This is a genomic window from Marinobacter sp. M-5 (assembly GCF_032911545.1).
Taxonomy (GTDB): Bacteria; Pseudomonadota; Gammaproteobacteria; order Pseudomonadales; family Oleiphilaceae; genus Marinobacter; species Marinobacter goseongensis.
Genome location: NZ_JAWJEK010000003.1, coordinates 389,751 through 406,881 on the forward strand (window position 1 = coordinate 389,751; position 17,131 = coordinate 406,881).

Here is a 17,131-nt window from a genome sequence, read left to right on the forward strand (position 1 = left end):
CAATCAGGTCCGGATGTGGCCGTCGCCGAACACCACATACTTCTGCGACGTCAACCCTTCGAGGCCGACGGGGCCCCGGGCATGAATCTTGTCCGTGGATATGCCGATCTCCGCACCCAGCCCATACTCGAAACCATCCGCGAAACGAGTCGAGGCGTTCACCATCACCGAACTGGAATCCACTTCAGTGATGAACCGGCGGGCGCGGGTGTAGTTTTCGGTAATGATGCTGTCTGTGTGCTGGGAACTGTAACGGTTGATGTGGGCAATCGCCCCGTCGAGGCCGTCCACCACCCTGACCGCGAGGATCGGTGCGAGGTATTCCGCTTCCCAGTCGGCCTCCGTTGCTGCATGGGCCGACGACACCAGGGCACAGGTGCGCTCACAGCCCCGCAGTTCTACACTTTTTTCCACAAAGGCGCCCGCCAACAGAGGCAGCATGTCGTCCGCAACTTCGGCGTCCACCAGCAGGGTTTCCATGGTGTTGCAGGTGCCGTAGCGATGGGTCTTGGCATTCACTGCCACATTCAACGCTTTCTCCGGATCGGCGTGACTGTCGATGTACACATGGCAAACGCCGTCCAGATGCTTGATCACCGGCACCCGCGCGTCCCGACTGATGCGCTCGATAAGGCCCTTGCCACCCCGGGGCACGATCACGTCTACGTACTCGGGCATGGTGATCAGCTCACCCACGGCGGCCCGGTCAGTGGTATTGATGACCTGCACCGCGGTTTCCGGCAGCCCGGCGGCCGCCAGCCCGGACGCCACGCAGGCAGCAATCGCCTGATTGGAGTGGATCGATTCCGACCCGCCCCGAAGAATGGTGGCATTGCCGGATTTCAGGCACAGACTTGCGGCCTCCACCGTCACATTGGGTCTCGATTCGTAAATAATGCCGATCACGCCCAGTGGCACCCGCATTTTGCCCACCTGGATGCCGGAGGGCCGATAGGTCATATCGGTAATCGCGCCGATCGGATCGGGCAGCGACGCCACTTGCCGCAGCCCCTCGATCATCCCGTCAATGCGCTCGGCGGTGAGCTCCAGACGATCCAGCATGGCCGCGTCAAGACCGTTGTCACGGCCCTGGGCCAGATCACGGGCATTGGCCGCGGTCAGCTTGCTGCGGGCCGCGTCCAGCGCTTCGGCCGTCGCCAGCAGGGCCTGATTGCGCACGGCCGTGGTTGAGCGGGCCACGGCGGTTGCTGCTGTACGTGCCTGTTGCCCGACGCCAGCCATGTAAGCTGCAATATCCATTCGATTACCTTTCGTTTTGGTGGCCAGAATTGCAATTCAGGGACTAACTTTACCTTTCCCGTTTCAAGTACGCATCCCAAACGATTATTATACCGCTGCTAACGGGCCTGCTGGCCATTCAAAGAGCACCGAAGGATGCAGGCTATTCCATGCGACCTGCGGTATGCTGACACAAACGGATGTCCGGGAGAGGATGGATACTATGGCCCAGATGGCCGAAAAATTCCTGTTGAGCCGCCTGTCGAGAGTCGGGTTCGTCGCTCTGGCCATCGTTGCCGCACTGGCCGCCTTCTCCGGAGACTCCCTCACCGCGCTCACCGCTGTGACGGCAGCGGCACTGGTGTTTACCGGCAGTACCTTCCATCCCCGCCGGGCCGAAGCGCCCTGGCCTGCCGTCAACCGTCTGATTCTTTGCGGCTTCCTTGCCTTGCTGCTCAGCAGCCTGTGGGCCGGACCCTGGAGCCTGGTGCACTGGCTCTATCTGGCGCCGCTGGTGGCGTTTGCCCTGCTCCCGCTGAGCTGGGCGGCACTGGTCACCGTGGTCTGCGCATTTTTTGCGATGATCGCTACCCACTGGTCCGCCGGCCTGCCGGAGCGCCACCAGATGATCAGCGCCTTCTTGCTGACGATCATGCTGTCTGCCCTGCTTGTGTTTCTGCGGGAGTACAAATCACGCCAGCTGGCCCCCCTGCGCCGCACCGACGAACTGACACAGGCCGCCAGCCGCGAGTACCTGTCGGCCGACCTGCACAAGGAAATCCAGCGTAGCGAGCGGGAGGGTACAGACATGTCGCTGATCATGATTGGCCTCGACACCCATCTGAGCGACAGCGACCCCGATGCTGACATCCGTTCCATTCTCCCCCGGATCGGACGCTACCTGCACTCCCAGTTGCGGGACTTCGACACCTACTACCGGGTCGCTGATCTGCAATTCCTGATCATTCTGCCCGGCATTTCCACCGCAGAGGCCGCCGTGCGCGCCGATACCATCCGCAAGGGCCTGCGAGCGCTGCTGGCCTCCCATGGACTGGAACTCACCGTCAGCGCCGGCATCTCCGGACTCAACATCGGTGACGACGCCAACAGCATGCAGCAATCGGCCGCCAATGCATTGCGGCGGGCTCAACTGCAGGGGGGCAACCGGGCGCAGTCCTACAGCACCCGGTCACAGACTGCGCCTACCCCCACTGAGCCCGAAACCGGAGGGCCTGCCGCATGACCGAAACTCGCCTGCGCACATACACCCACCTGGCCGGTTACTGCCTGGCCAGTCTGTTCATTGCCAGCCTGGCGTTCCAGAACCTGCGCTACGGCTTCTACGGGCTGTTCTACCTGGCAGCGGGCATGGCGATACTGACGGTGGCCGGTGCCGGCTACACCATTCTGTGCCGCCGCCACCAATTGTCAGCCCCCGGTCATCTGATCATTCTGACCGCGCTCAACAGCGGCCTGGTGACCGCCACCTTCGCGATGAGTGCCCCGGGCATCAGCCACTGGAGCATGCCGCTGATCTTGCTGAATCTGTTGATCCTGCCTCTGCGCCAGGCCGTCATCCTGTCAATCGCGCTGCTGCTTGCCCTCGGCACCTTTCTGCTGTTCAGCCAGCCACTGCAAACTGCCGCAACAGTACTGGCCGGTGGCCTGGCACTGATTACCATCGGCGCCCTCTACGTCTGGCACTACGATCACATGGCCCAGTCTGCGGAGGATCTCGCCATCACCGATCCGGTCACCGGCGCCCACAATGCCCGTTTTCTGGACGAAACCCTGCAAAAGGAGATCAGTCGGGCCATCGCAACCGGGCACTGCCTGTCGGTCATCACGCTGGCCATTGATTACGCAGACGAGGTGGAGGATCTGCACGGCAAGACCGGGATGCAGACACTGTTCCGCAATGTCACCCAGCATCTGTTCGGAGTAATCCGTGCCGGCGATACCCTGTACACCCTCAATAACTCCGAATTTTTCCTGATCCTGCCGTTCACGCCCGAGGAAGGCGTGCGAGTCATTGCAGAGCGCATACGTCGGACCATTGCAGAGCAGAACTGGGCGGGCGTCGGTAAAGCAACCATCAGCCTCGGCTGCACCACCCGCGGCTCCGGAGACACCCGCACCGACACCTTGCGTAAGCGCACGCACCAGGCCATGGAAGAGGCCCGCAAGCGCGGGGCGGACTCGGTGTGGTTCCTGCCGGGAGACGCCGCCGGGTCATGAGCAGTGACTGGCTGACCAGCCTATCCGCCTGGCTGTCCATCAACCCGGATTGGTTGTCCGTGGCGATGTTTGCCACCGCCTTTGCCGAGTCCCTCGCCATCGCTGGCATCCTGATACCCGGGGTAGCCATCATTTTTGCGATTACCGTCCTGGCCGGTCAGATCGGCATGCCGCTGGTGGATCTGCTGCTGTGGGCCGCCCTCGGCGCCATTCTCGGGGACAGCATCAGCTTCGCTCTGGGCAGACTCTGCCAGGGCAGACTGGACCGGATCTGGCCGTTGAGCCGATACCCGAAGATGATTGCCAAGGGCGAGCATTTCTTTTACCGGTACGGCGGCGTCAGTGTGGTGATCGGACGGTTTGTTGGGCCGGTCCGCCCTGTCATCCCCCTGATTGCCGGCGCCCTGCTGATGCCCTGGCGTCGGTTCCTACTGTTTAACCTGACCTCCGCCGTGGGCTGGGCACCCGCCTATGTGTTACCGGGGTATATGGTGGGCAGCGCGCTAACAGCGGATCTTCGTCCGCCCGTCCATTTCTATCCGGTGATCGGCGTGAGTCTGGGCGCCCTGCTGCTAATCTATCTGACCGTTTTCCGCTTCCAACTGGGGCTCGGCCACGACAGTCGCCTCTATCAATGGCTCGCCGGGAAAATGGCCGGGTACGAGGCCCCCCATCGGTTCTGGCGCCTTTACTCCAGCGAGCGACCGGCCCAGGCCGGCGAATTCCCGCTGTCATCACTGTCTCTGGCGGTAAGCTGCACCGCTCTGTTTCTGATCTGCAGTCAGCTCACCACCGGTACCCACCTGCTGACCCCCTTTGACCAGGCGGTGGCGGAATGGTTCTCCTCTCTGCGATTACCGCTGTTCGATCCGGCCATGATTTTCCTGACGGTTATGGCCGATGGTCCGGTGCTGATCGCAGCCGCTGCGTTTCTGTGCCTGGGACTGACATTTCGGGGTTTCTACGGCGCGGCCGTGCACATCGGTGCCGCGGCGGTGATTACGTTTGCGGTGGTCTGGGCGCTCAAATCCGCCACCGCCATTCCTCGACCGGAGCAGGTGCTGGCACCTCCGGTCTCCGCCGCTTTCCCCAGTGGCCACACCGCCGGCATCACCGTATTGAGCACCCTGATCGCCAACTTTATTGCCCGGGAGAATCGCCACTACCAGCGCTGGCGCATTTACCTGCTGTTCAGCGTCCCCGTTGTACTGGTCGCCCTCAGCCGTCTGTATCTCGGGGTGCATTGGTTCACAGATGTCGTGGGCGGGCTGTTGCTGGGGCTGGCGATTACCGGCTACATTCGCGCCAGCTACAGCCGCTATGACCAGGTGCCGCTGGCGCCGGATGCGTCGCTGGTAGCAACCACGCTGGCCTGGGGAGGCTTTGCTGCGATATACACCTGGCACCGCTGGCCGGAGGCGGTGCAGTTCTACGCTCCGCTCTGAGCCGATTGCGGGAGCGCGGTGCCGTTATCAGTCCTGCTCGAGGGCTTCCAGCAGGGTTTGCAGACGGCTCAGCCGCTCCAGCGGATCCTGAAGCTCGACCAGGCGCTGTTTTTCCTGCTTGTCCAGGGGCAACAGCTCAGTCAGCCGCCACCCCACATCGCGGGCGTCCTCGTAATCCACTGCCATATCCAGATCCCGGATCACCGGGTGACGGAACAGCGCCCGAAGAACCGAAGGCAGCTCGGTATAACGCTCAGGCACTTTGCAATCGGCCTCATCCATCAGGCACTCCACGTCACCCAGGTTCAGGCCATCCTCTTCCTGCCAGCTCCTGACCACGGACACCTTGCCCTGCCCTTCAACGGTGATACCCAACAAGCCGTTATCCAGTTGCTGGAAATCAATGATGCGAACGTAGGTGCCAATATCGTAGAACGCGGCTTCTTTCCTGGTTTCTACCCCTTCGCGGAGCAGCACCACCACAAAGCCGCGATCCTCCTTCAGGCAGCGCGTCAGCATATCGATGTAGCGAGGCTCGAAGAGCTGAAGGGGAATACGCCCCCGCGGCAGCACGATCGAGTTCAGCGGAAAAAGAGGTACGTTCATCTGGGCAACGGCCACCTTTGGGTTAACTCAGAATTAATCATCACGCAACGTCAGTGAATCGACAGCAACCGGTGGACCTCGTCCACCCGTGCCCGCGCTTCGGTCAGCAGTTGCAGGCTGCGCGACGCATTCAGTTCCAACTCGCCGAGCCGCCGGTAGGCCGGTACCTGGTCAAATGCCGGCAGGCTGGCATTCTGACTGGAACCGATCATCGAGTGCAACTGGGCAACAATCACCACATCCACCAACTGGGGTTCGGGCGCACGGCACTCATGGGCCCAGTCCTCGGCATGGCGCACGGCCTCGGTAAACGCCGGAGGAAACGACCAGTTCTCCAGCATCGCCGTACCCACATCGGCGCGGAGCTCCGACACAGCATGGGCAAGGTTGGCCGGATCAGCGAACAGGTTCACATGATGCTCGGCCTGAACCAGTACCGGCACCACTCCGATATCATGCAGCAGGCCAGCCAGCATGGCTTCTTCCGGGTTCAGACGGGTGGCGCTGTCGGCGAGAACCCAGCACAGGGCGGCAACCTCACGGGAATGCCGCCACAACCGGACCATTTCTTTCTGCAACGCCGGTTGCCGCGTCTTGAACACCTCCCGCATGGCAAACACGGTGACCAGCTGACGGGTGGTTCTCATGCCCAAGCGCACCACCGCTTCACGCACATTGCGGACATCGCTGAAGCCACGGTAGAGCGGACTGTTACTGGCACGAACCAGTTTCGCCGCCATCGCCGGATCGGCCGATACCGCCAGCGCTACCTGTTCGGCACTGGTGTCGTCCCGGTCCACAATTCGCCGAACTTTCCAGGCCACGTCCGACACGCTGGGCAGGTTGATCTGGTTGGACCGCAATTCCGAGTAGAACTCCATCAGCAGATGATGCTCTTCACTCTCGTCGTTGCCGAAGGCGTCCCCGGATTCCATTTCCACCTGCTTCACCGGTGCAGAGCGCAGCAATTGATTGAGAATGTCCTGCTCCACCACGAGAAACTCGCAATTGCGCACCGCCGTGACGTCGTATATCCGCGGTTGCAGCCGGGCGATCGGGTTCAGGGCTTTCTCGCTCTGGGAATCAATGGTGGCCCTGCGGCCATCCGCCGATTCCAGCTCGATCACTCCGTCAATCAGAAACAGCTCCAGACCATCGCGCACACCACGCTCCGCCACTCGCTGGCCGGGCCCGTGCACGCGTCGCTCTGCACGACTGGCCAGCACAACAAGCTGTTCATCCGTTAACCGGTTCAGCGGCTGGAACTGTTTCAGACGACTCAGCGGCAGGCTTTCCCGGCCAGCCATAGGCTTTCTCCCGATCAGGCAATCACTCCCGTACCCGAAGGCGACGGTTTCAGACATCGTTACTTATTGTAAACACGGACCCGCAAAACAACCATGCGAACAGGGTCGAATCTGGTATCCTCTGCCTTTTCAAATCTGAACACAGGCAACCAGAGAGACCAGAAACCCATGCCCCAGTATCGTTCGCGGACTTCCACTGCCGGCCGTAACATGGCCGGTGCCCGTGCGCTTTGGCGCGCCACCGGTATGAAAGATGGCGATTTCGGCAAGCCGATCATTGCGGTTGCCAACTCCTTTACCCAATTCGTGCCCGGCCACGTTCACCTGAAGGATCTGGGCCAGCTGGTCTGCCGCGAAATCGAGGCCTCCGGCGGCGTCGCCAAGGAATTCAACACCATCGCCGTGGATGACGGCATCGCCATGGGCCACGACGGCATGCTGTACTCGCTGCCGTCCCGGGAAATCATCGCCGACTCCGTGGAGTACATGGTCAACGCCCACTGCGCCGATGCGCTGGTGTGCATTTCCAATTGCGACAAGATTACTCCTGGCATGCTGATGGCCGCCATGCGCCTCAACATCCCGACCATATTTGTTTCCGGCGGTCCAATGGAGGCTGGCAAGACCAAATTGTCCGAGCACAAGCTCGATCTGGTGGACGCCATGGTCATTGCCGCTGACCCCAATGCCGATGATGAAACCGTGGCCGAGTACGAACGCAGCGCTTGCCCCACCTGCGGCTCCTGCTCCGGCATGTTCACCGCCAATTCCATGAACTGCCTCACCGAGGCTATTGGCCTGGCCCTACCCGGCAACGGCTCACTGCTGGCCACCCATGCCGACCGGGAACAGCTGTTTCTGAAGGCCGGACGCCAGATTGTGGAGAATGCGCGACGCTATTACGAGGAGGACGACGCCAGCGTCTTACCTCTGAGTATCGCCTCCATGGCCGCGTTCGAGAATGCCATGGTGATGGACGTTGCCATGGGTGGCTCCACCAACACCATTCTGCACTTGCTGGCAGCCGCCCAGGAAGGCGGCGTCCCGTTCACCCTGAACGAGATTGACCGGCTCTCCCGCAAGGTGCCGCAACTATGCAAGGTGGCGCCCAACTCGCCTAAATATCACATGGAAGACGTTCACCGTGCCGGCGGTATCATGGGCATTCTCGGCGAACTGGAACGCGGCGGGCTGATTAACACCGACCTGCCGACAGTGCACAGCAAGACCATGCACGAGGCCCTGGAAACCTGGGACATCATGCGCAAACCGCCGGCGGAGGTGGTAGAGCTCTATAAGGCAGGCCCTGCCGGCATCCCCACACAAACCGCGTTCAGCCAGAGCACGCGTTGGCCCTCCCTCGACGGTGACCGCGAAACCGGGTGCATCCGCTCGGTCGAACACGCCTACTCGGCTGAGGGCGGCCTGGCGGTGCTGTACGGCAACATCGCCCTGGACGGCTGCGTGGTCAAAACCGCCGGGGTGGACGAGAGCATCTACGTGTTTGAAGGCAAGGCGCGGGTGTTCGAGAGCCAGGATTCCGCCGTCGCCGGCATCCTCAGTGACGAGGTCAAAGAAGGCGAAGTGGTGATCATCCGCTACGAAGGCCCCAAGGGCGGACCCGGCATGCAGGAAATGCTCTACCCCACCAGCTACCTGAAATCCAAGGGCCTCGGCAAATCCTGCGCCCTGCTGACCGATGGTCGCTTTTCAGGGGGCACTTCCGGCCTGTCGATCGGCCACGCTTCACCGGAAGCCGCAGCAGGGGGGGCCATTGGCCTGATCGAAAACGGCGACCTGATCCGCATCGATATTCCCAACCGCAGCATCAATGTGGAACTGGATCAGCACGAGCTGGACCGCCGCCGCGCTGAGCGCGATGCGAAAGGCTGGAAGCCTGAGCTGTCCAGGGACCGCAAGGTCTCTGCTGCGCTCAAGGCCTACGCCCTGCTGGCGACCAGCGCCGACAAGGGTGCGGTCAGGGATCTCAGCAAGCTCGACTGATCGGGCCCGGCGGCGCTGCGGCGCCGACCATAAAAAAGCCCGCTCAGGTCACTGGCCTGGCGGGCTTTTTTATGCCGTCGGGGTCAGAACAACGACCAGCCGCCGTCATCGTCCTCTTCCACCGCGTCGTCTTCACCCGCGCCGTCATCTGACGGCGTTGCGGTGTCGTTGGCCTTCATGGCGCCCGCCTCCGAAGTCTGGGCCGACTGGGCAGCAGCAATGTCTACCGGCACCATGCCCAGTGCCGACTTGGTCGCCTCATCCAGTTCCCCGGTTACATCCAGCCCCTGATCGGTCTGGAAAGCACGAAGTGCCGCGCGGGTGCCCTTATCCATGGACCGGTTCACGTTACTGACGTCATAGCCTGCGCCATAAAGGGCGTTTTTCAGTGCGACGGTGTCGTCGGCCAGGGCGGCGGGTACGGCAGTCAGGGTCAGGGCAGTGGCCAAGGCAGCAGTGGCCAGTTGATGTCGTGTCAATGTTGTAAAGCGCATGGAATTCTCCTGGAACTCGCCTGATACCGTCCGGGGTACCAGTTCTTCTTTTTATGGGTTTGTGGAGCCCGTCCCTACAGATCAGGCTTCCACCGCAAAGCCTATCACATTTTTCGCGGCAACCGGCTTAACCGGCCCCAGGCCCGGACGTCTCCTGCACAGGTTCAGGATCGCCGGCTTCCTCGGGGTTCTCACTGAACTCGCGTATGAAAATACCCCAGAACGCCATGAACAGGGCCGCCACCAGCGGCCCCATCACGAATCCGTTGATGCCGAACATGACAATGCCACCCAGGGTCGACAGCAGCACGATGTAATCCGGCAGCTTGGTATCCCGGCCCACAAAAATGGGGCGTAACACGTTGTCGGCCAGGCCAATCACAATGGCGCCGTAGGCCGTCAGCACCGCGGCCGGCACCAGATCGCCCACCGCTGCCAGATAAATCGCCACCGGCACCCACACCAGCGATGCGCCGATCGCGGGTATCAACGATACGATAGCCATGACCACCCCCCACAGCAAGGCGCCGGTAATGCCCAGAATCCAGAAAATCAGGCCGCCCAGGGCACCCTGGATAATGGCGATGAGTAAATTGCCCTTCACGGTGGCCCGGGTAACCTCCGCGAACTTGGCAAACAGCAGCCGCTCGCGGGCATCCCCCAACGGCAGCGCACGGATCAGCAACTCCACCAACTTCCTGCCGTCCCGCAGCAGGAAGAACGCCAGGTACACCATCAGCGCCAGGCCCAGAAAAAATTGGAAAGTATTCTGCCCGAGCCCGAGAGCCTGCTTGGCGAGAAACTGACTGCCCCCGAGAAACGCGCTGACCGCACGGTCGCGCATCTCGCTGAAATCGATGCCGAACTGGGCCAGAAACGCCTCAATGGCCGGAAACGACTGGTTCACCCGATCAATGTATTCTCCGGGTCGTATCTCCCCGTTCTGGATTTTCTGGTAAAGACCGAGCCCCTCCGCAACCAGCGAGGTCACCAGCAGAACCACGGGTATGACCACAATCACCATGCAGATGGACAGCGTCAGCAGCGCCACGGAGTTGGGACGATCCCCCAGCTTACGCGCCACAGCCTCCCGCACCGGGTGGAAGATCAGGGCAATGGCAACGGCCCAGAAAATGGGTCCGAAAAAGGGTTTCATGAGCAGAAAGAAGGCCAGGGACACGCCCACCAGCAGAGCAAGAAAAGTCCGTGTTTCCAGTTTTGCGTACATATCTGAAGGGTTCCCGATTGAGATGTCCGGTTAGCTGACCACAGCCTAACACGGCCCGTGGCCACTGCCGCCTTTTTCAGGGTATAGTGGTTGGTTATTGATCAGTAATAAAACAGGTCAAGTCCTTGGAATACGAAGAATTCAGCATTGAAACCGCACTGGACGCCGCAGGCGCCCTGCACCGCGTCCTGGCGGCCCGCACCCATCGCCGCAAGGTGATGGGACAAGAAGTGTGGGTGCCCGGCCAGCTTGGTGAAGCGCTGCACCTGCCGCGCATTATGCGCCGGCTGCAGAGCAAGCAACAGAAACAGCGGGAACAGGGCCTGGACGAGTTTCATGAGCTCTGGCCCACGCTGTCACCAGCCACCCGGGAAAAGGTGCTGCACCGGATCGGCTGGTACAACCCCAAGGAGCTTGACTGGGAAGACAAACGCTCCAATCGCCGACCGATTCCGGATGCCGACGCCTGATCCCTGACCTATAGTGAACGTAAGCGGATGCCGGCACGTACCTGTTACCTGCAAAAACGGGGTCCGCCGTCTTCGAGCTGTCATATTGGACCCTTATGTTAGGGACACTGAGGAGGTCTGAAATGAGTGAACATCAACATTACAACGCGATTGCCGCGGAAGGGAGCGCAGTACCCATGCTGCTCTGCGGACATTGCCATTCCACCCTGCCCCGCGCACGCCTGTTCCGCAACGGAGGCGAACGTTTCCTGGATTTTTGTTGCCAGACCATCGGCCTCTGCTCGGCCGACGATTGTGGCGCGGTTAACTGCTGCGACGAGGCGCTGGCCACACTGGACGACGCAGAATTACTGTTCCGGATCGCATCCTGATTCAATCGGGCAACGCTCTGTTACCGAAACCAAACACAGAAAATTTCCATCTGATTTATCCTTGTCTGAGTTAAGGCTGGCACATTCCTAGCCACGCAACCACTCAGTCAGGACAGTCGATGGGCATGCGTATTCTGCGAACCGACGAGACCCGTTTCGAGGGTCTCCCGGATTACCCCTTTGCACCTCACTACCTGGATGTCGAACCAGGACTGCGGATGCATTACGTGGATGAGGGTCCGGCCTCCGCCTCACCGGTGGTGATGCTCCATGGAGAGCCATCCTGGTCCTACCTCTACCGGCACATGATTCCCGCGGTCGCTGCGGCGGGCCACCGGGTACTCGCTCCGGATCTGATCGGCTTTGGTAAGTCCGACAAACCCGCCGCTGTTGGCGATTACAGCTATCAGGGGCACATCGCCTGGCTGACCCGCTGGCTGGAGGCACTCGATCTCAGCAACATCACGCTGGTCTGTCAGAACTGGGGATCCCTGCTGGGTTTGCGGCTGGCGGCGGAAAATCCGCAGCGGTTCCAGCGCATCATTGTCGGCAATGGCATGCTGCCCACCGGCGACACCTCGGTACCGCCGATTTTTGCACTGTGGAAAGCCTTTGCCACACACAGCCCATGGTTTCCGGTGGCGCGGATTGTGCAATTGGGTACCGAACGCACCTTGACCAAGGCTGAGCTGGCGGCGTACGAAGCGCCGTTCCCGGACGCGGAATATAAGGCTGGAGCACGGGCGTTTCCAAAATTGGTTCCCGTCTCACCGGACGACCCGGCCAGTGACGCCAACAAGGCTGCATGGCGGGTCCTGGAGAAGTGGCGCAAACCGTTCATCACCTGCTTCAGCAGCGGCGACCCGATCACCCGCGGTGGCGACCGGCATATGCAACGGCGCATTCCCGGTGCCTATGGCCAACCCCACATCACCCTCAGAGGCGGGCATTTCCTGCAGGAAGATTCTCCCGATGACTTTGCCCGCATCATCATTGATGCACTGAAGTCGGAGCTGGCGGCCTGAGCGCGCCAGCTCACGCGACCGGTGGTGTCAGCCAAACACCGTGACGGTCTGGCGGCTGAGCGCCACCAATTCACCCTTTTCGGTCCAGATCCCCGCCTGAGTGTGCCCGTAACCTGACCCGGCCTGATCAATACTCGCCCGATACAGTAACCAGTCGCCCGGCTTGATGGCTGGCCGCGGATGCATGATATCCAGCGCCCAGTTCAGCGAACTGGCCGGCACGGGGCCTTTGAGGTGCGGTAAAACCGCCGGCGGCCAGGCGTCGACCAGGGCCACGATGTGGGCGTCGGTAATCTCGGCCGGGGTTTCGCGGAATTGCATCCAGCCGCCCATATCACGCCCGCCCCTGCCACTGAACGGGAAAGCACCGAAGGCCCAGCGCATATCGATGTGCTGGGTGAATTCCGGTGTCATGCCTTTGATGTAGGGCAGGCCCTGACACTCGCTCACCGGAGCCGCATCGGGAGCCGGAAGCGGGCTGACCGCAACCACCGATTCCCGGTCACCACCGAAACTGGCCAGGCACACCAGCTTCACCTCGCCCTCCTGGACGATGCGGCCCTGCACCTGACTGACGGCTTTGCCTTCCCGCAGAATGTCGGCCTCAATCTCCACCGGCACATCCGGTGTCACCGGCCCGACGAAGGAAACCTGCATGGATCGCATGGCGCGCCCGGGCGCGACCACCTTCTCCATCTTGTCGAACACGAGGGCCGCAATAATGCCGCCAAAGGTTGCCCGCCCCTGCGCCCAGTCCGGCGTAAACATCAGCTCTGTTCCGGCCTTGCCGGCCGCCAGCACATCATCAAAATTCATCGGATTGCCCTGTTAGCTTGCTATTGGAAACCCTGTGAAGATTGCCCAATTGTTCCGCAAGGCGCAATGGGCCGCACCGGCAACTACCTACGGCAGGTCCGTTATTATGCGTATTAAAGCCGCGCCAAACCGGCTATAATGCGCGCACATCATGCATTGCAATGCAATGCTTTACCCTCCGAATTCCGAGTACATTAATGTCAGAATTGTCTTTTGCCGAACTTGGTCTGGACTCAGCCGTTCTTGAAGCTGTGACCACCGTCGGTTATGAAACTCCGTCTCCGATTCAGGCCCAGGCCATCCCCGCGCTGCTTGCTGGCAAACACCTTCTTGGCGTTGCACAGACCGGCACGGGCAAAACCGCAGCGTTTGCGCTGCCGCTCCTGAGCCGGATCGACGCCTCCTCAATGGAGCCCCAGATTCTGGTGCTGGCCCCCACGCGAGAGCTGGCCATCCAGGTAGCCGAGGCGTTTACCACCTACGCCAGCAAATTCAGCCGCTTCCATGTGTTGCCCATCTACGGCGGTCAGGATTTTTACCCCCAGCTGAAAGCACTCAAGCGCGGCGCCCAGGTCATTGTGGGCACCCCGGGTCGCTTGCTGGATCACCTGCGCCGCGGCACCCTCAAGCTGGATGCCCTGAAGGCCCTGGTGCTGGATGAGGCCGATGAAATGCTGCGCATGGGCTTTATCGACGATGTCGAGGCGATTCTCGCCAAGACACCGGAGAACTGCCAGCGCGCCCTGTTCTCGGCCACCATGCCGCCGCAGATCAAGAAAGTGGCCCAAACCTACCTGCGCGATGCCGTGGAAGTCCGGATCGAGAGCGAAACCCGCACGGTCGAGCGGATTTCCCAGTTCGTGCTGCCGGTCTACGCCGAGCGCAAACTCGATGCCCTGACGCGCATTCTCGAGGTTGAGCCCTTTGATGCCTCGATCATTTTCGTGCGCACCAAGGCCGAAACCACCCTGCTGGCCGAGAAGCTCTCTGCCCGCGGCCACGCAGTAGCGCCGCTGAACGGTGATCTTAACCAGCGTCAGCGTGAGCAGACGGTTGAAGACCTCAAGCGCGGCAAGAAAGACATTATTGTGGCGACGGACGTAGCGGCCAGGGGCCTGGATGTCCCGCGGATTACCCACGTCATCAACTACGATGTGCCCTACGACACCGAGGCGTATATTCACCGCGTCGGTCGTACCGGCCGCGCCGGCCGCGACGGCAAGGCGATTCTGCTGGTGACTCCGCGGGAGCGCAGCTGGCTGCGCACCCTGGAGCGCGCCACTAACTCGCCCATGGAAGCCTATGAGCTGCCCTCGCCCACGGATCTGAAAAAGATGCGTGAGCAGCAATTCGAGCAACAGTTGCTGGGCTTTGCCGAGGACCGCAAGCTGGCCAAATCGATGGCGCTGCTGGACGAGATTGCCGAACGCAACGAAATGGACATGGCGATGGTCGCCGGCGCCCTGGCGTGCTGGATGGAGGCCATGCAACCCGGCTCCATGCCGCTGGAACAGCCGGAAGCTATCCCGGTGGTGTCAGCGTCAGCCCCGCACCGTGACCGCAAGGGTGGCGGCGGTGGCCGCCCCGGAGGCAAGCCTGGCTATAAGCCCGGCTTCAAGAAAGGCCCGAAGGGTCGTGGCGGCCCTGGCCCGAAGGGCAAGCCCCCGGGCAAAGGCGGCAAGCCCGCCGGTAAGCGCCCGCCCCGTCAGGCTGACGCCAAGCGCTGATAGACGACGAAACTGTAGTCATATGGGTTGTTATCGGACGCGGAGAAATCCTCCCGTCCGATTTCTTCCCAGCCATCCCAGTTCACTTCCGGAAAGAATGCATCCCCTTCGACGTCCGCATGCACCTGGGTGATGTAGATCCGATTCACCATCGGCAAAGCTTCGGCGTAGATCTGCCCGCCTCCGATAATCATCACTTCGTCCCCACCCTCGATTTCAGCCTGTGCCTCGGCTTTAACCAACGCTTCCTCCAGTGACGCTGCCGCTACGGTACCCGCGGGCGCTTCCCATTGCGGATTCCGTGAAATAACCACGTTCATCCGTCCCGGCAACGGCCGGCCGATGGAATCCCAGGTTTTCCGCCCCATGATGATGGGTTTGCCCATGGTAGCCTGCTTGAAGTACCGCAAATCACCCGGCAGATACCAGGGTAGCTTGTTGTTACGACCGATGACCCGGTTACGGGACATAGCGACGATGAGTGCCTTGCGCATTTCGATTCCTCTGGAACTTGGGTGACTGCACGGCTCAGATGGCAATGGGTGCCTTGATTCCCGGATAGGGGTCATAACCCTCGAATTCGAAATCGTCCAGCTCGTACTCGAAAATTGATTCCGGTTTCCGCTTGATCACCAGCTTCGGCAACGCCCGCGGCTCCCGCTTCAACTGCTCGAAGACGATGTCGTCGGTCAGGTGATTCTGATACAGATGGCAATCGCCGAAGGTATGCACGAACTCGCCGACACCCAGATCGCACTGCTGGGCAATCATGTGGGTCAGCAGCGCGTAGGAGGCGATGTTGAACGGCACGCCGAGGAACAGGTCCGCGCTGCGCTGATACAGCTGGCAGGAGAGCTTGCCGTCGGCAACGTAGAACTGGAACAGGCAGTGGCACGGTGCCAGTGCCATGCGACCCTCGCGGACGTTATCCTGGGGACCGATGGATTCGTCCGGCAGCTCCGCCGGGTTCCAGGCAGAGACAATCAGCCGGCGGGAGTTGGGCTTGTGGCGGATCTGCTCAATCAGCTCACTGATCTGATCAACAGTACGGCCGTCCGGGCAGTGCCAGCTGCGCCATTGTTTGCCGTAGATCGGCCCCAGGTCGCCGTTGTCCAGCGCCCATTCGTTCCAGATGGAGACGTTGCGCTCTTTCAACCAGTTGTTGTCGGTGGAGCCCTGCAAAAACCACAGCAGTTCCTGAATGATGCTGCGCAGGTGGACTTTCTTGGTGGTCACCAGCGGGAAACCGTCCTGCAGATCAAAGCGGATCTGGCGGCCAAAGACCGAACGGGTGCCCACGCCGGTGCGGTCGCCCCGGTCGAGACCGTTATCGACCACGTCTTTCATCAGGTCAAGATAGGCTTTCATTCAACACCTCTGCGGTAAGCAATCAACATCAGGCCGGCACCGGCCAGTATCATCGGGAACGACAGTACCTGGCCCATGGTGAGCCAGTCGAAGGCCAGGTAGCCCAGCTGTGGGTCCGGCTGCCGCACGAATTCGACCAGGAAGCGGAATACGCCATAGCACACCAGAAACAGGCCGGAAACCGCCATCCTTGGGCGTGGTTTGGCGGAAAACCACCACAAAATGACAAAGAACAGCACACCTTCCAGCGCAAACTGATAGAGCTGAGACGGGTGACGTGTCAGGGCGTCCGGCGCCTGAGGGAACACCATACCCCAGGGCACGTCCGTCGGCTTGCCCCAGAGTTCGCCATTAATAAAGTTGCCAATGCGGCCGGCACCAAGACCAACAGGCACCAGCGGGGCGACAAAATCCGCTATTCGCCAGAATCCACTGCCCACCTTGCGGCCATACCACCACATGGCAAGCATCACTCCCAGCAGTCCGCCATGGAACGACATCCCGCCTTCCCAGACCCGCAGCAACCACAGCGGATCCGCGATAAAGGCGTCGAAGTTGTAGAACACCACATAGCCGAAACGGCCGCCAAGGATGACGCCGAGGGCGATGTAGAACAGCAGATCACCCACCTGGTCCTCGTTCAGCGGTGACCAGGGTTTGCGGGCCCGCAGCCGGCCCAGCCACCAGCCGGCAACGAAGCCCACGAGGTAGGTCAGGCCGTACCAGTGAATTTTCAGCGGCCCCAGGGAAATGGCCACGGGATCAATCTGCGGATGCTGCAGCATCAGTAACC

The 17,131-nt window shown here is 61.2% G+C and carries 17 protein-coding genes; 8 read left to right on the top strand and 9 right to left on the bottom strand.

What is annotated here, in order from left to right; genetic code table 11:
- Positions 1-3 precede the first annotated feature (3 nt).
- Positions 4-1,260, bottom strand: a complete 1,257-nt coding sequence (locus tag R0125_RS14955; RefSeq protein ID WP_317238690.1) for a glutamate-5-semialdehyde dehydrogenase — start codon at positions 1,258-1,260, stop codon at positions 4-6.
- Between the two features lie 202 nt (positions 1,261-1,462).
- Between R0125_RS14955 and R0125_RS14960 the strand changes: the two genes are divergently transcribed.
- Genes R0125_RS14960 through R0125_RS14970 form a run of 3 tightly spaced genes read left to right on the top strand, consistent with a single transcriptional unit; the run spans position 1,463 to position 4,922 of the window.
- Entirely contained in the window at positions 1,463-2,482 is a 1,020-nt protein-coding gene (locus R0125_RS14960; RefSeq protein WP_317238691.1) for a GGDEF domain-containing protein, read from the top strand.
- A complete protein-coding gene (locus R0125_RS14965) occupies positions 2,479-3,477 on the top strand; it encodes a GGDEF domain-containing protein (protein ID WP_248184133.1) in 999 nt (332 codons plus the stop codon). The genes R0125_RS14960 and R0125_RS14965 overlap by 4 nt, the downstream gene beginning before the upstream one ends.
- Entirely contained in the window at positions 3,474-4,922 is a 1,449-nt protein-coding gene (locus R0125_RS14970; RefSeq protein ID WP_317238692.1) for a bifunctional DedA family/phosphatase PAP2 family protein, read from the top strand. Before R0125_RS14965 ends, R0125_RS14970 begins: the two co-directional genes overlap by 4 nt.
- Before the next feature lie 27 nt (positions 4,923-4,949).
- Here R0125_RS14970 and R0125_RS14975 read toward each other — a convergent pair whose 3' ends face one another.
- Positions 4,950-5,528: an LON peptidase substrate-binding domain-containing protein gene (locus tag R0125_RS14975; RefSeq protein ID WP_248184129.1), complete on the bottom strand. Its 579-nt coding sequence runs from the start codon at positions 5,526-5,528 to the stop codon at positions 4,950-4,952.
- Between the two features lie 50 nt (positions 5,529-5,578).
- Positions 5,579-6,835: an HDOD domain-containing protein gene (locus R0125_RS14980; RefSeq protein ID WP_317238693.1), complete on the bottom strand. Its 1,257-nt coding sequence runs from the start codon at positions 6,833-6,835 to the stop codon at positions 5,579-5,581.
- A gap of 168 nt (positions 6,836-7,003) precedes the next feature.
- On the opposite strand from R0125_RS14980, the gene ilvD reads away from it, so the two are divergent.
- Positions 7,004-8,839, top strand: coding sequence for a dihydroxy-acid dehydratase (gene ilvD, locus R0125_RS14985; protein WP_317238694.1), 1,836 nt, complete (start codon positions 7,004-7,006; stop codon positions 8,837-8,839).
- Between the two features lie 83 nt (positions 8,840-8,922).
- On the opposite strand, the gene R0125_RS14990 is transcribed toward ilvD, so the two are convergent.
- Positions 8,923-9,333, bottom strand: a complete 411-nt coding sequence (locus R0125_RS14990; protein ID WP_248184120.1) for a peptidoglycan-binding domain-containing protein — start codon at positions 9,331-9,333, stop codon at positions 8,923-8,925.
- Between the two features lie 127 nt (positions 9,334-9,460).
- Complete coding sequence (locus R0125_RS14995; RefSeq protein WP_248184118.1) at positions 9,461-10,561, bottom strand: AI-2E family transporter; 1,101 nt, start codon at positions 10,559-10,561, stop codon at positions 9,461-9,463.
- 125 nt (positions 10,562-10,686) lie between these two features.
- On the opposite strand from R0125_RS14995, the gene R0125_RS15000 reads away from it, so the two are divergent.
- The 3 genes from R0125_RS15000 (at position 10,687) to R0125_RS15010 (ending at position 12,427) form a co-directional block, all read left to right on the top strand.
- Positions 10,687-11,031: a hypothetical protein gene (locus R0125_RS15000; protein WP_248184117.1), complete on the top strand. Its 345-nt coding sequence runs from the start codon at positions 10,687-10,689 to the stop codon at positions 11,029-11,031.
- 122 nt (positions 11,032-11,153) lie between these two features.
- A complete protein-coding gene (locus tag R0125_RS15005; RefSeq protein WP_317238695.1) occupies positions 11,154-11,402 on the top strand; it encodes a hypothetical protein in 249 nt (82 codons plus the stop codon).
- Positions 11,403-11,527: 125 nt separating this feature from the next.
- Positions 11,528-12,427: a haloalkane dehalogenase gene (locus tag R0125_RS15010; RefSeq protein ID WP_248184113.1), complete on the top strand. Its 900-nt coding sequence runs from the start codon at positions 11,528-11,530 to the stop codon at positions 12,425-12,427.
- Positions 12,428-12,454: 27 nt separating this feature from the next.
- Here R0125_RS15010 and R0125_RS15015 read toward each other — a convergent pair whose 3' ends face one another.
- On the bottom strand, positions 12,455-13,243 hold the full coding sequence (locus tag R0125_RS15015; RefSeq protein ID WP_248184111.1) for an acyl-CoA thioesterase: 789 nt from the start codon (positions 13,241-13,243) through the stop codon (positions 12,455-12,457).
- Positions 13,244-13,440: 197 nt separating this feature from the next.
- On the opposite strand from R0125_RS15015, the gene R0125_RS15020 reads away from it, so the two are divergent.
- Positions 13,441-14,970 carry a DEAD/DEAH box helicase gene (locus R0125_RS15020; protein WP_317238696.1) on the top strand — a complete coding sequence of 510 codons (1,530 nt, stop codon included), beginning with the start codon at positions 13,441-13,443 and terminating at the stop codon, positions 14,968-14,970.
- Here R0125_RS15020 and R0125_RS15025 read toward each other — a convergent pair.
- The 3 genes from R0125_RS15025 to lgt are packed head-to-tail and all read right to left on the bottom strand — an operon-like array spanning position 14,949 to position 17,123.
- Positions 14,949-15,464, bottom strand: coding sequence for a dihydrofolate reductase (locus tag R0125_RS15025; protein ID WP_317238697.1), 516 nt, complete (start codon positions 15,462-15,464; stop codon positions 14,949-14,951). The two genes, R0125_RS15020 and R0125_RS15025, sit on opposite strands and share 22 nt — an antisense overlap.
- 34 nt (positions 15,465-15,498) lie before the next feature.
- Complete coding sequence (locus R0125_RS15030) at positions 15,499-16,338, bottom strand: thymidylate synthase (protein WP_248184105.1); 840 nt, start codon at positions 16,336-16,338, stop codon at positions 15,499-15,501.
- Positions 16,335-17,123 carry a prolipoprotein diacylglyceryl transferase gene (gene lgt, locus R0125_RS15035; RefSeq protein WP_248184104.1) on the bottom strand — a complete coding sequence of 263 codons (789 nt, stop codon included), beginning with the start codon at positions 17,121-17,123 and terminating at the stop codon, positions 16,335-16,337. Before lgt ends, R0125_RS15030 begins: the two co-directional genes overlap by 4 nt.
- Between the last annotated feature and the right edge of the window lie 8 nt (positions 17,124-17,131).

Excerpts from the sequence above, each read along its gene's own strand:
- R0125_RS14955 (WP_317238690.1), bottom strand. The coding sequence starts at position 1,260 with ATGGATATTGCAGCTTACATGGCTGGCGTCGGGCAACAGGCACGTACA.
- R0125_RS14960 (WP_317238691.1), top strand. The coding sequence starts at position 1,463 with ATGGCCCAGATGGCCGAAAAATTCCTGTTGAGCCGCCTGTCGAGAGTC.
- R0125_RS14965 (WP_248184133.1), top strand. The coding sequence starts at position 2,479 with ATGACCGAAACTCGCCTGCGCACATACACCCACCTGGCCGGTTACTGC.
- R0125_RS14970 (WP_317238692.1), top strand. The coding sequence starts at position 3,474 with ATGAGCAGTGACTGGCTGACCAGCCTATCCGCCTGGCTGTCCATCAAC.
- R0125_RS14975 (WP_248184129.1), bottom strand. The coding sequence starts at position 5,528 with ATGAACGTACCTCTTTTTCCGCTGAACTCGATCGTGCTGCCGCGGGGG.
- R0125_RS14980 (WP_317238693.1), bottom strand. The coding sequence starts at position 6,835 with ATGGCTGGCCGGGAAAGCCTGCCGCTGAGTCGTCTGAAACAGTTCCAG.
- ilvD (WP_317238694.1), top strand. The coding sequence starts at position 7,004 with ATGCCCCAGTATCGTTCGCGGACTTCCACTGCCGGCCGTAACATGGCC.
- R0125_RS14990 (WP_248184120.1), bottom strand. The coding sequence starts at position 9,333 with ATGCGCTTTACAACATTGACACGACATCAACTGGCCACTGCTGCCTTG.
- R0125_RS14995 (WP_248184118.1), bottom strand. The coding sequence starts at position 10,561 with ATGTACGCAAAACTGGAAACACGGACTTTTCTTGCTCTGCTGGTGGGC.
- R0125_RS15005 (WP_317238695.1), top strand. The coding sequence starts at position 11,154 with ATGAGTGAACATCAACATTACAACGCGATTGCCGCGGAAGGGAGCGCA.
- R0125_RS15010 (WP_248184113.1), top strand. The coding sequence starts at position 11,528 with ATGCGTATTCTGCGAACCGACGAGACCCGTTTCGAGGGTCTCCCGGAT.
- R0125_RS15015 (WP_248184111.1), bottom strand. The coding sequence starts at position 13,243 with ATGAATTTTGATGATGTGCTGGCGGCCGGCAAGGCCGGAACAGAGCTG.
- R0125_RS15020 (WP_317238696.1), top strand. The coding sequence starts at position 13,441 with ATGTCAGAATTGTCTTTTGCCGAACTTGGTCTGGACTCAGCCGTTCTT.
- R0125_RS15025 (WP_317238697.1), bottom strand. The coding sequence starts at position 15,464 with ATGCGCAAGGCACTCATCGTCGCTATGTCCCGTAACCGGGTCATCGGT.
- R0125_RS15030 (WP_248184105.1), bottom strand. The coding sequence starts at position 16,338 with ATGAAAGCCTATCTTGACCTGATGAAAGACGTGGTCGATAACGGTCTC.
- lgt (WP_248184104.1), bottom strand. The coding sequence starts at position 17,123 with ATGCTGCAGCATCCGCAGATTGATCCCGTGGCCATTTCCCTGGGGCCG.